This is a genomic window from Aeromonas sp. Y293-4, assembly GCF_027705905.1.
GTDB classification, from domain to species: Bacteria; Pseudomonadota; Gammaproteobacteria; order Enterobacterales; family Aeromonadaceae; genus Aeromonas; species Aeromonas veronii.
Window position 1 is genome coordinate 90,243 of record NZ_JAPDCI010000017.1, and the last position, 12,323, is coordinate 102,565.

The 12,323-nt window shown below is 58.6% G+C and carries 9 protein-coding genes; 1 reads left to right on the forward strand and 8 read right to left on the reverse strand.

Features of this window, described 5'->3' with window-relative positions; genetic code table 11:
* Window positions 1–71 precede the first annotated feature (71 nt).
* The 7 genes from OKC31_RS17430 to OKC31_RS17460 all read right to left on the reverse strand — a co-directional run bounded on the left by OKC31_RS17430 (window position 72) and on the right by OKC31_RS17460 (window position 9,187).
* Window positions 72–1,832, reverse strand: coding sequence for a DEAD/DEAH box helicase (locus tag OKC31_RS17430; RefSeq protein WP_257124648.1), 1,761 nt, complete (start codon window positions 1,830–1,832; stop codon window positions 72–74).
* Between the two features lie 115 nt (window positions 1,833–1,947).
* On the reverse strand, window positions 1,948–2,985 hold the full coding sequence (locus OKC31_RS17435) for an HlyD family secretion protein (protein ID WP_075115488.1): 1,038 nt from the start codon (window positions 2,983–2,985) through the stop codon (window positions 1,948–1,950).
* 3 nt (window positions 2,986–2,988) lie between these two features.
* Window positions 2,989–3,327 (reverse strand): DUF3302 domain-containing protein, encoded by a 339-nt coding sequence (locus OKC31_RS17440; protein ID WP_257124649.1) that lies wholly within the window; start codon window positions 3,325–3,327, stop codon window positions 2,989–2,991.
* Between the two features lie 336 nt (window positions 3,328–3,663).
* Window positions 3,664–5,085 carry a carbon starvation CstA family protein gene (locus OKC31_RS17445; RefSeq protein WP_005350521.1) on the reverse strand — a complete coding sequence of 474 codons (1,422 nt, stop codon included), beginning with the start codon at window positions 5,083–5,085 and terminating at the stop codon, window positions 3,664–3,666.
* 140 nt (window positions 5,086–5,225) lie between these two features.
* Window positions 5,226–5,930, reverse strand: a complete 705-nt coding sequence (btsR, locus tag OKC31_RS17450) for a two-component system response regulator BtsR (RefSeq protein ID WP_216979111.1) — start codon at window positions 5,928–5,930, stop codon at window positions 5,226–5,228.
* The gene (locus OKC31_RS17455) at window positions 5,927–7,597 is read right to left on the reverse strand and encodes a sensor histidine kinase (RefSeq protein WP_216954170.1); all 1,671 of its coding nucleotides are present in this window, start codon (window positions 7,595–7,597) and stop codon (window positions 5,927–5,929) included. The genes btsR and OKC31_RS17455 overlap by 4 nt, the downstream gene beginning before the upstream one ends.
* 354 nt (window positions 7,598–7,951) lie before the next feature.
* Window positions 7,952–9,187 (reverse strand): HD-GYP domain-containing protein, encoded by a 1,236-nt coding sequence (locus OKC31_RS17460; protein ID WP_257124650.1) that lies wholly within the window; start codon window positions 9,185–9,187, stop codon window positions 7,952–7,954.
* Window positions 9,188–9,417: 230 nt separating this feature from the next.
* Here OKC31_RS17460 and OKC31_RS17465 point away from each other — a divergent pair, with 230 nt between their 5' ends.
* On the forward strand, window positions 9,418–11,034 hold the full coding sequence (locus OKC31_RS17465) for a phosphoethanolamine transferase (RefSeq protein ID WP_194495954.1): 1,617 nt from the start codon (window positions 9,418–9,420) through the stop codon (window positions 11,032–11,034).
* A 71-nt stretch (window positions 11,035–11,105) separates the two neighbouring features.
* Here the strand turns inward: OKC31_RS17465 and nagC are convergent, their stop codons facing one another.
* On the reverse strand, window positions 11,106–12,320 hold the full coding sequence (nagC, locus tag OKC31_RS17470) for a DNA-binding transcriptional regulator NagC (protein WP_257124651.1): 1,215 nt from the start codon (window positions 12,318–12,320) through the stop codon (window positions 11,106–11,108).
* Window positions 12,321–12,323 lie beyond the last annotated feature (3 nt).

The following is a 12,323-nucleotide window of genomic DNA, read 5'->3' on the forward strand; positions in this document are numbered from 1 at the left end:
CCCTGATAATTCAACCAGCCGATGCGGGATCGACGGGATAACGCAATTCATGCCATGTATGCCGGTCGCCATCATGCCAGCGAGTTGGCGGTACGATAGCGACCCTCATAATCAAAAATTTTCTCTTTTATCTGCCAGAAGCGACCCGATTTGCGGGCGATGACAAAATCCGGATGACGGAACTGGCTTTGCGCGGCCAGCACGCTCGCCAGGGTGGCAAATTCGGGCTCCAGCCCCGGGGCGGGCCAATGATGACGCACAAAGTGCTGTTGAAACAAGCGCCGTGCGCCCGGGGAGTGAAATCCGAAGTATTCGCTGAGGGTCAACCCATCCTCATCGTGATAGGTCACCTCCAGCCGCTCCCCCTGTTTGCCGCGCCCGGCTGTGAGGGTTAGCCCCGCGCAGCGGATCACCATGCAATCCTTGAGATTGAGCGCCTCTTTAAGCTTGTCGTCAGGGTCCACCAGCAGCTGATCGCAGCTCTGGCAGCTGCGGGCGGCGATGTCGTTCTCCGCACCGCAGCCGGGGCAGATCTTGGCGCGAAAGCGGTAGTCACACTCTTCGCGGTTGCCCTCATCATCTTCAAACAGCCCCTGACAGCGGCGGCCGTAGTGCTCGATCACCTTGCCATCCTCGTCGGTCTTGCCCCAGAAGGTGTTGGCAAAACCGCAGGCGGGGCAGGGCACCTGTACCGGCTCGGTACCGGCGTGGGGGCGAGGCTCCCCCACTTCGGGGGCGAACAGGTTGAAGTTGTTGCCCGCATAGTCGAGTACCAGACAATCGCTCTTGCCCGGCGAGAGACGCAGGCCCCGCCCCACAATCTGCTGATAGAGGGAGACCGACTCGGTGGGCCTGAGCATTACGATAAGATCGACATGGGGGGCATCGAAGCCGGTGGTGAGCACCGCCACGTTGACCAGAAACTTGAGCTCCCGCGCCTTGAAGGCGCTGATGAGGGCATCGCGCTCCGGCCCCGGCGTTTCGCCGGTGATAAGGGCTGCCTGCTGGCCTCGGGCGCCAAGCAGGCCGTGAATTTCACGGGCGTGTTCGACGGTGGCGGCGAAGATCATCACCCCCTGCCGGTCGGCGGCATACTCCAGCACCTGGCTCAGGATATGGGGGGTAACCCGCTCCTGGCGCTTGAGCTCGCCGTTGAGATCCGCCTCGCTGAAGAGGCCGTTCTCCCTCGCCACCAGCTTGCTGAAGTCGTAGTGGACTATGGGGGCATCCACCATGCGCGGCGGCGTCAGGTAGCCGTTTTTGACCATAAAACGCAAGGGCAGCTCGAACACGCAGTCGCCAAACAGCCGTTCGCCGTGGCTCTTGACCATGCCGTGATAGTGGCGCCGGTAGATCCAGCCCAGCCCGAGCCGATAGGGAGTGGCGGTGAGGCCGAGGATCTTGAGGGCCGGATTGGCGGCCTTGAGGTGGTCGATCACCTGATGGTACTGGCTGTCATCATCGAGCGAGACCCGATGGCACTCATCGATGATCAGCAGCGAAAACGCTCCGTCAAAGGCATCCAGATTGCGGGCAACCGACTGCACCGAGCCGAACACCACCTGGGCGCTCGCCTCCTTGCGATCCAGGCCGGCAGCGAAAATATCGGCCTTGAGCCCCCACGCCTCGTATTTAGCGTGGTTCTGCTCCACCAGCTCCTTGACGTGGGCCAGCACCAGCACCCGACCGCGCGCTTTGCGGGCCAGCTCGGCGATCACCAGACTCTTGCCGGCCCCGGTGGGCAGCACCACCACGGCGGGATCCGGGTGTTTGCGAAAGTGGCTGATAACGGCGTTGACGGCGTCGGTCTGATAGGGTCTGAGAACGAACATGCAGGCTTGGGTATGTCGATGTGGGGTGGTGCAAGATGGCGCCATTATAGGGTGCTTGCCGTCACAAAAACAGCGGGCCGGCATGATGCCGGCCCGCAGGGTGCTTGGGTGCTGATCAATGGAACGGGAAGATGTAGTTCATCCAGCTTGCCATGCGCAGCAGCACTTTGCGCATCACAGATACATGGTGGAAGTAGTGGGTATAGATGGCAGCCTGCCCGCTGGAGCCTGCAATTACCTGATACTTGGCCCACTCGGGGTCGGTGATGGAGATAACCACCGGCAGACGACCCGGGCGCACCGCAGTGGTTTGATCCAGCAGACCGGCGTTGGCCTGCACGTTACCGGCGGCAATGGCCGGAACCACGGCTGTCACCTTGCCTTTGAAGATCTTGCCGGGTACGCCATCGATCACCACTTCGGCCTCATCGCCCACCGCCAGTCTCTGCATGCTGTTCTGCCAGAACCAGCCGACGTAGGCGGTGTCATCCTTGTGGATGAAGGTCATCACCGGACGATACATGAAGGGGGTGGCGATCATGCCGGGGCGTAGGGCCAATTGCACCACATGACCATCGCTCGGGGCATAGACCACGGTTTGTGACTGCTGGTACTTGGCTTCCATCAGCTGGGCCTGCAGATCGTTCAGGGTGGCTTTCTGCTGGTCAATCTGGGCCACGATGTCGTCCACGTTGGCTTGGGTGACGTCGAGGTCGCGCTGCTTGCCCACGCCACGGCGCATCAGGTCGCTGGCGCGATCCCGATCCAGCCTGGCGGAGCGCAGTCTCGCCTCGATGGACTTGAGGTGTTCGCGGTTGGATTCGACCCGTGCGGTGAGGCTCTCCACTTTCAGGCGGAACGGCTCGTCATCGATGCGAAACAGCACATCCCCTTTTTTCACCGGCTGGTTGGCCTGTACCGGCACCTCAACCACCCGGCCCTTGACCAGCGGCACTATGGGGGTGGAGACGTAGTAGTTGCGCGCCATCTCGGAGTAGGGGTGGTTGTAGTTCATCAGCATGATCAGGGTGCCGATGAGCAGCACGCCGCCCAGTGCTGCTGTGGGGACGGTCCACTTGTTGAGCGGGATGCGGAAGATTTTGAAGATGGCGACACACAGTGCCGTGTAGGTCAGGATCAGTAGCAGGTCCATGGTTTATCCCTGTTGCTCACTCTGTTCGATAGTGTTGATACGGCTCTTCAGATCCGCCAACTCCTGCTTGAGGGCCGCCAGCTCCTCTTCATCTTCTTGCAGCCGCTGGCTAAAGCCCCAGCCGCGATCCGGCCGATAGAGGGTTGCCCAGATCCAGAGGAAGGGCCACAGCACGTGCAGGGTAAACAGGCTGACCCAACCTGCCACATGAATGGCATCCTGATGAGGGTGATTCCGATGTTTGGCAATCTCGTAAGGAATATCGTGGATAACGATGACGCCATAAAAAATGACCAGCCCGACAAAGACGAGCAGACCAAGGGCAAAATAATCAAGGGCCATTTATAACCTCCACTGGCATGACGCACAGCTTAATCATGGGTTCCAACAAGCACTAAAGCAATTAAGAATCACACATTTATCGTCAGTTTGCCCGGAATCTTAAGGAAGGTGCGAATAAGTCATATGGCACGAGAGCATTTACTGGTAACCCATTGATATTAAATGACTAAAATTTTCATTTTTTGTTCGTGGGATACTTGTTCGCACTTTCCTTAAAGCTATTCGCTGTATTGAAGCTGAAGCCGTTCGACAGTTGTCTTATTAGTCTTTTTGTCATTAAAAAAGGCGCCATCAGGCGCCTTTTTTGTGCTGCTTTCGCTGCATTTTTTGCTGTTTTTACCCTTCGCTGGTACTGCTGACCAGCGGCTGGCGGAACTTCATCAGGAAGGCCACGGTAATGGCCGCCGTTGCAGTCAGGCCGATGATGGTGGAGGTCCCCATCTCCAGCCCGAATCCGATGGGGGCGTTGGCCAGATAGGTGATCACCACAGCAGTCATGAACATGGCGGGAATGGTGCAGATCCAGTGCAGCTTGCCCTCTTTGATGAGGTAGGCAGCCGCAGCCCACAGCATGATGACGGCGGTGGTCTGGTTGGCCCAGCCGAAGTAGCGCCAGATCACCCCGAATTCAGCCTTGGAGATGATAAAACCAAGGATAAACATGGGGATGGCAATCAGCAGACGCTTGGCCAGCGGTTTCTGGGTCATCTTCAGGAAGTCCGCCACGATCAGGCGAGCACTGCGAAATGCGGTGTCGCCCGAGGTGATAGGCAGGATCACCACACCGAGAATGGCCAGAATGCCGCCCACGGTGCCGAGCAGGCTGGTGGAGACTTCGTGTACCACGGCTGCCGGGCCGCCGTTGGCCATAGTAGCGTTGAGCGCTTCGGTGCTGTCGTAGAAGGAGAGACCCAGGGTGCACCAGATAAGGGCGATGATCCCTTCACCGATCATTGCACCGTAGAAAATGAAGCGGCCGGATTTTTCGTTCTGCATGCAGCGCGCCATCAGTGGTGACTGGGTGGCGTGGAAGCCGGATACCGCGCCACAGGCGATGGTGATGAAGAGCAGCGGCCAGAGCGGCAGTTCGGTCGGGTGCAGGTTGGAGAAGTCCATCCCGGTGTTGTAGAAGCCTTTGCCGGAGGCGATCAGGCCAACGATGAGGCCGACCGACATGAAGACCAGCAGGGCGCCGAAGATGGGATAGAAGCGACCGATGATCTTGTCGATGGGGACAATGGTCGCGAGGATGTAGTAGGCAAAGATTGCCACAATCCAGTAGACCAGATCGGTGGAGGTGAGGTTGGCCAAGAGGCCCGCCGGGCTCAGCACGAATACCACGCCCACCAGCATCAGCAGCACCACGGCAAACAGGTTCATGAAGTGCTTGGCGGCGGTGCCCAGATGCTCACCGACCACGGTTGGCACCGAGGCCCCCTTGGCGCGTACCGACAGCATGCCGGAGAAGTAGTCATGTACCGCACCGGCGAAGATGCAGCCAAAGACGATCCACAGCATGGCGACCGGGCCGTAGAGGGCACCCAGGATCGGGCCGAAGATGGGGCCGACGCCTGCGATGTTGAGCAGTTGAACCAGATAGACTTTCTTGTCCGACATGGGGACATAGTCCACCCCGTCAGCCATGGTGATGGCGGGGGTTTTCAGCTCGGGTTTCGGGCTGAATATCCGTTCGATGAATTTGCCGTATATGAAGTAGCCGGCCACAAGTAAGCCGACACAGAGGAAGAACCAGATCATTGCTACGCTCCTGCATTGTTATTTTTTAGTGTGCAGAGCGAGTCTAAAACGGTTGCGCCTGACTGGCAGGTGAAATTCCCCGAGCGGCGCTTTGGCGCGCCGAGCGGTCGGCGGCTGTGATCAGGCGCACACTCCGCGGCTCAGTCCAGCCCCAGCTGATCTTTGAGCTCCTTGAGATAGCGACGACTGACCGGCACCCGGGCGCCGCTCGGGGTGACAATCTCTGCCAGCTGGTTATCCAGCAGCTGGATCTCGAAGATGGCGTTGGGGGAGACCAGATACTGGCGGTGGCAGCGCAGCAGCGGGCTCTTTTCTTCCAGCGATTTGAGGGTGAGCTGGGTGTGGAACAGCTCGCCCTGACAGGCCACATGGACCCCGCCCAGATCGGAGAAGGCATACTCCACCTGCGCGATGGGCAGCAGCCTGACCCGATTGTGCAGATAGCCCGGAATATGTTCGATAGTCGGGGCCAGCCGCTCGATGGGCTGCGGGGAGATATCCTGCTTGAGGCGAGCGAGGGTCTTGGCGAGCCGGGCGGGCTCCACCGGCTTGAGCAGGTAGTCGAAGGCGTTCTCTTCAAAGGCCTGAATGGCATATTCGTCAAAGGCGGTGACAAAGACGATGCGGGGCAGGGGGTCGAGCATGGCGACCAGCTCCATGCCGCTCAGCTTGGGCATCTGGATATCGAGGAACACCACGTCGGGCTTGAGGCGCTGAATAAGCGGCAGCGCCTCGATGGCGTTGGCCGCTTCCCCCACGATCTCGATGGCAGGATCGCAGGCCAGCTGCTGCCTCAGCTCTTCGCGGGCATAGTGTTCGTCATCGACTATCAGAGTGCGGATCATGGTTGCTCCTTGGGGATGGTGAACGACACCCGGGTCCACTGTTCCGGCTCGCACGCAATAGTCACGCCATAGCGCTCGCCAAAGGCGCTTTTCAGTCGCCGGTCTACGATGGTCATGCCCAGACCGTCGCCAGCGGGATGTGCTTGCCAGGTGCCTGCATTATCTTCCACATGGATGGTGACGCTGGTGGGATGCTCATCGGTCCAGAGGCGAATACGCCCCTGCTCCAGCAGAGTCGAGATGCCGTGCTTGATGGCATTCTCGATCAACGGTTGCAGGGTGAAGCTGGGCAGTCGCAGTGTGGCCAGATGGGGCGGGATCTCGTTTATCACCGTCAGCCGATCGCCAAAACGGGCCAGCTCGATCTCCAGATAGGATTGGCAGTGCTCCTGCTCCTCCTGCAGAGTCGCAAGGCCGCTCTGGCGTTTGAGGTTCTTGCGAAAGAACAGCGACAGATGCAGCAGCAGATCCCGCGCCTTGTCCGGATCGCGCCGGGTGATGGCACTGATGGTGTTGAGGGTGTTGAACAGAAAGTGGGGGTTGATCTGGGCTTGGATCAGCTTGAGTTCGGACTGCACCAGCAGCCGCTGATGCTGCTCCAGCCGACCGGCCAGCAACTGCTGTGACAGCAGGTTGGCAATCCCTTCCCCCAGGGTGTGGTTGATCTTGAGAAACAGCCGCTTCTTCGGCTCGTAGAGCTTGATGGTGCCGATCACCCCCTTGTCCCCCTGCAGCGGGATCACCAGCACCGAGCCCAGCTGGCAGGCGGAGGAGAGGCTGCACCGATAGGGCTGGCTGTTGCCATCGGCAAACAGCACCTTGTTCTGGGCGATGGCCTGCATGGTGATGGCTGACGCGATGGGGGTGCCCGGCAGATGGTGATCTTCGCCGGTGCCGATAAAGGCGAGGATCTGCTCGGTGTCCGTGATGGCGACCGCCCCAACGCCGGTCTCCTCCTGAATGATGCGGGCAATCTTGTTGCTTGCCTGTGGGGTAAAGCCCTGACTCATGATCCCCACTGTACGGTTGGCGATATTGAGCGCCTTGGCGGAGAAGACCCGGGAGAACTTCTCATACATCCGCTGCTGGTCGCGGATCATGCTGATAAAGAGCGCCGCGCCACAGGAGTTGGCCAGAATCATCGGGGTGGCGATGGTGCGTACCAACAGCAGGGATTTGTCGAACGGGGTCGCCACCAGCAGGATGATGACCATCTGCATGATCTCGGCATAGAGAGTGGTAAAGAAGGCGATGCGTGGTTCAAACAGGGCATCCGTTCGCCCCGAGCGCATCAGTCGCCAGTGCACTATGCCCCCGAGCAACCCCTCGCAGGTGGTGGAGATGGCGCAGGCGAGATCGGTAAATCCCCCCAGCGTATAGCGGTGCAGACCGCCGGTCAGCCCCACCAGAAAGCCCACCAGCGGTCCCCCCAATAATCCCCCCAAGACGGCGCCGACCGCCCGGGTGTTGGCGATGGCATCGTCGATATCGAGGCCCACATAGGTTCCGAGGATGCAAAAACATGAAAATATTATGTATATCAGTACCTTGTGAGGAATCCTCACTGAATAGTTGGCAAGCGGGCGAAGCAGCGGGCTTTTCGAGAAGAGATAGGCGATCACCAGGCTGACGCTCATCTGCTGTAACAAAGAGAGAACCAACTGCATAAAAAACGCGCCTCATCAGCCAGCCTAAAAAACAACCAGCCCGTGAATAAGTGTGATCAAGATCTTGTTCGGTTGGCCCTGCGGGTCGCAACGGACCGCCAGTTTGCCAGAACAAATGGATAAAACTACATTAAATCAGCATGTTAAATTGATATTTGTGTAAGAGGCGACAGATTGCTATTGATGGATAGAGCATGAATGTATCCGTCGGATACGCCACATGGAAGTGGCATGCTCCGCCCGGCCCCCCTGGCTGGGCGTTTTTTATACATGATCAGATGGCAACCTGTTGGTGGGGATTCGTGCAATTATTCCGGTTTGTCCAATGAGTTATCCCCAGCTTCTGGGGATAACTCAGAATGCAAAGTAGTAACAGAAGCGGCGGGTCAGATTGAAGAACTGCCGCTGTCCCTCATCCAGCTCCTCCTGTTTGATAAAGGCACTGATGGTGCGTTCATCTTCCCGCAGATCGATCATGGCGACCGCTTCCGGCCGCTGGGCCTTGATATAGGGCAGGATCTTCGGCTTGAGGGGCATGGTGGGTTCGGTAGAGAGTACCAGCGCAATGCTCTCGTCGGAGAGTTTCACCAGGGATCCCGGCGGGTAGACCCCCAGCACCTTGACCAGCAACTTGACCAGATTCTGGTCGAACTTCTTCTGGGATAACTTGTAGAGCTGGCTGATGGCCTGACTCGGTGCCGCCGGCGTGCCGCTGTTGCGGGGATGAAGCAGCTCGTCGTAGAAGTCGACCAGTCCGATCAGCCGCGCCAGCGGCGGGATCTCCCCCCCCTTGATCCCCAGCGGATAACCGCTACCGTCGAGCCGTTCGTGGTGCAGATGGGCTACCTGACGAATTTTGGGCTCAAAGGCATTGAGTTGGTTCAGCATGTCAAATCCGTACTGGGGATGCATCTTGAGGAAGTTCTGCTCGGCCTTGTTTAGCTCACCACGCTTTTGGGTGATCTGGCTGGGAATTTTCAGTTCGCCGATGTCGTGGATAAGTCCCGCAAGCCCGGTCTCTTCCAGCTCGATGGGATTCATCCCCAGTTCGCGCGCCATCAACATGGCAATGAAAGCCACATTGAGACTGTGCTGCAGCAGGACATCGGTGTGGGGACTGCGGATCAGGTGGAGCCCGAGGGGGCCCTCGTGCTGACTGAGGGTGAAGGCGGCATTGCGGACGATCTGTGCGGTGTTGGCCAGCCCTTCATCCGGTTTGAGGTTGAGTGCCCCGAGCGCATCGCGTAGCTCGCTCATGGATTGGCCAAAGGCCTTGTCGGCGGCGCGCATGGAGCGGCGAAAGGCCTTTTCGTCAAAGGGGGGCGGGCCGGCATCAATCAGGGACTCCAGCTCTTCGAGATCGGGCCCGGCATCGGGGATATCGCCACGCAACAGTGGCTCGATAGGCAGATCGCTCTTGTCGGGGTCGACCATCAGCAGGGTGAGATCAAGATGACGGAGAATGTCGAGTTGCTGCTGATCCTTGATCTTGAAGGTATTGAACATAAACGGGTGGTTAGTCCATCCCGTGGGGAGATGGATATAGTGGCCTACTCTCAATTGCTCTATCGAGGCTTGGATCAGTGCCATCGGTTAACCTGCATTTCATGAATGCCTACTCAACAAGCTAGCAAAATCCGATGGATAGACAACTAAAAATCCATTTCGGGGCAGCGGAGCACCCCGTGCTGTGATGGGGCGCACGAGCGCCGTGCTTCTCTTCTTAATTCGCGCTTAAGTTTTACTTCCTACGCTGGCCCCGTCGTTTTTGTTGGCTTGGCCGGCCCGCTGCACTGCAGGCCGGTATGTAGGAGTTGTTTATGCGTGTAACTCTCGGTGTACTGCAAACCAATCTGTTGCTGGTGCTCTTTTTCGCCCTGGTACTGAACTGGCCAATCTTTTTGCATTTCTATACGGTGCTCAGCGCCCTGACCCATGTCAAAGCCGGATTTGCCATCTCGATCCCGCTGGTGCTGATCGCGGCGCTCAATGCCGTGTTTATTCCCTTCACGTTCCGGTTTGTGCTCAAGCCCTTTTTTACTGTGCTCATTCTGACTGGCTCCATCGTAAGTTACGCCATGCTCAAATACGGCGTCATCTTCGATGCCGGCATGATCCAGAACATAGTGGAGACCAACAGTGGTGAGGCGGGGGCCTATTTGAATGGCTCGGTTGCGCTCTGGTTTCTGCTGACCGGGCTGCTGCCTGTTCTGGTGCTCTGGTCACTGCGGATCCGCTATCCGGCTCGCTGGTATCAGGGGTTGGCGTTGCGGGCAGGTGTATTGGCTATCTCTCTGCTGTTTATCGGGGGCGTCGCGGCACTTTACTATCAGGATTACGCCTCGGTCGGTCGCAACAACAAGTCGCTGGCCAAAGAGATTGTGCCTGCCAACTATGTGCACGGCCTCTACAAATATGGGCGGGATGTGCTGTTTGCCACGCCGCTCCCCTACCAGCATCTGGGGACCGATGCCAGGGTGGTGGCCCGGGGAAGCAAGCCGACTTTGATGTTCCTGGTGGTGGGGGAGACGGCGCGCAGCCAGAACTACTCCCTTAACGGGTATGGCAAGGCGACCAACAGCTTTACGGCAAAAGAGCAGGGAGTGGTGTCGTTCAGGGATGTGCGCTCCTGCGGTACAGCAACCGCCGTTTCGGTGCCCTGCATGTTCTCCAACCTCACGCGCCGTGGCTACGATGACCAGCTTGCCAGCTCCCGTGACGGCCTGCTCGATGTGCTGCAACATGCCGGAGTCTCGGTATTGTGGAAAGAGAACGATGGCGGCTGCAAAGGGGTGTGCCGCAATGTGCCGACCATCGAGATCCTTCCCAAGTCCTATCCTGCGCTCTGTCAGGGGGAGTCTTGCTATGACGAGGTGCTGCTGGAGGGGCTGGATCAGCAGATTGTCGAGATGAAGGGCAACAAGCTGGTGGCTTTTCACCTGATGGGCAGCCATGGCCCGACCTATTTCCGTCGTTACCCTGCCAGCGAGCGCGTCTTTATGCCGGACTGCCCGCGCAGCGACATTGAAAACTGCAGCAACGAAGAGCTGGTCAATACCTATGACAACACCATCCGCTACACCGACAAAGTGGTGGGGCTGCTGATCGACAAGCTCAAGTCGCTGGAGAGCCAGTATGATGTGGGACTGGTCTATCTCTCCGATCACGGTGAATCCCTCGGGGCCATGGGGCTCTATCTGCATGGCACGCCATACAAGTTTGCGCCGGATGATCAGACACGGGTGCCGCTGCTGACCTGGTTCTCGCCTCAGTTACAGGCCGATCGCCAGCTTGATATGGGTTGCCTGGCGGCGGAGGCGAGCAGCCAGCGCTTCTCCCATGACAACCTCTTTCACTCCATGCTGGGGATCATGGATGTGCAGACGAGTGTTTACGACAACAAGCTGGATCTGTTCAAGCCATGTCGTGCGGGCTAAATCGCCAGCAAGCACACAATAGAAAACGGCAGCCAGTGGCTGCCGTTTGGTTATCTCGCAAGATCAGTGTCTTACTTCTGCTCCATGATGATCTGCAGCAGATCTCCCTCCAGCAGGGCGCGCTTGACCAGTGCAAAGCCGCCATAGGTCGGCTGGTTCTGGAAGCGGGCTTTCACGATGGGCAGGCCACGGTGGAAGCTCGGCAGGGATTGATGCTCGACGCAGCGACGGATGGCCGGGAAGAGGATCTCTTCGGCGGCGGTGATTTCACCGGCGATCAGCACCTTCTGCGGGTTGAACAGGTTGACCGTAATAGCCACCGCCCGTCCCAGATGCTCACCCACGTTCTCGATGACGCTGCGGGCCAGTTCATCGCCCGCCAGCGCCGCCTTGCACACCTCCTGAATGGTGATGTGCTTCTCCTGCAGCGCGCTCTGATGACCGCGGCTGATGAGCTCCTTCACCTTGTCGATGATCGCTTCGTTGGAGGCGATGGTTTCGAGGCAGCCGAAGTTGCCACAGTGACAGCGCTTGCCGAGCGGCTCGACCTGGATATGGCCGATCTCGCCGACGTTGCGGTTCTGGCCGAGGAACACCTGACCCTTGGTGATGATCCCCGAGCCCGTCCCCTGGTGGACGCTCACCAGAATGGAGTCCATGCAGTCGCGGGACTCGCCGAAGAAGTGTTCGGCTAACGCCAGCGAGCGGGTGTCGTTGCCCACGTAGCAGGGGAGGTTGAAGTGGTTCTCAAGCAGCTTCGCCAGTCCCAGATTGCGGATGTGGTACTTGGGGGTGTAGATGACCATGCCGGATTCCGGGTTGACCAGACCCGGCATGGTCAGCGCGATGCTGATGAGGTTGCGACAACGTTCGCGGTTGGCATCGATAAAGGCGCCAATCTCACGCAGCAGCATGTCGACCACGGGTTGCTGGTCGATCTCGGTCACCTGAATGACGTGCTGGTCGAGCTCCTTGCCATCGAGGTCATAGAGACTCAGTTGCAGGTAGCCGCGGCCCAGCTTGGCAGAGACAAACTGAAAGCGATGTTTGATGGTGGTCAGGGAGATGGCACGCCGCCCGCCGGTTGAGGCTTGCGGAGAGGTCTCCTTGATCAGGCCATGCTCGATCAGTTGCCGGGTTATTTTGGTCACGCTGGCCGGGGCCAGCTGACTCAACTCGGCAATCTTGACCCGGGAGATGGGGCCTTGCAGGTCGATGAGCCGATACACGGCTGCACTGTTGACCTGCTTGATAAGATCTACGTTTGCTATTTGTCCGCCAGTCATGAT

Excerpts from the sequence above, each read along its gene's own strand:
- OKC31_RS17435 (WP_075115488.1), bottom strand. The coding sequence starts at position 2,985 with ATGGACCTGCTACTGATCCTGACCTACACGGCACTGTGTGTCGCCATC.
- nagC (WP_257124651.1), bottom strand. The coding sequence starts at position 12,320 with ATGACTGGCGGACAAATAGCAAACGTAGATCTTATCAAGCAGGTCAAC.
- OKC31_RS17455 (WP_216954170.1), bottom strand. The coding sequence starts at position 7,597 with ATGCAGTTGGTTCTCTCTTTGTTACAGCAGATGAGCGTCAGCCTGGTG.
- OKC31_RS17460 (WP_257124650.1), bottom strand. The coding sequence starts at position 9,187 with ATGGCACTGATCCAAGCCTCGATAGAGCAATTGAGAGTAGGCCACTAT.
- OKC31_RS17430 (WP_257124648.1), bottom strand. The coding sequence starts at position 1,832 with ATGTTCGTTCTCAGACCCTATCAGACCGACGCCGTCAACGCCGTTATC.
- OKC31_RS17445 (WP_005350521.1), bottom strand. The coding sequence starts at position 5,085 with ATGATCTGGTTCTTCCTCTGTGTCGGCTTACTTGTGGCCGGCTACTTC.
- OKC31_RS17440 (WP_257124649.1), bottom strand. The coding sequence starts at position 3,327 with ATGGCCCTTGATTATTTTGCCCTTGGTCTGCTCGTCTTTGTCGGGCTG.
- OKC31_RS17465 (WP_194495954.1), top strand. The coding sequence starts at position 9,418 with ATGCGTGTAACTCTCGGTGTACTGCAAACCAATCTGTTGCTGGTGCTC.
- btsR (WP_216979111.1), bottom strand. The coding sequence starts at position 5,930 with ATGATCCGCACTCTGATAGTCGATGACGAACACTATGCCCGCGAAGAG.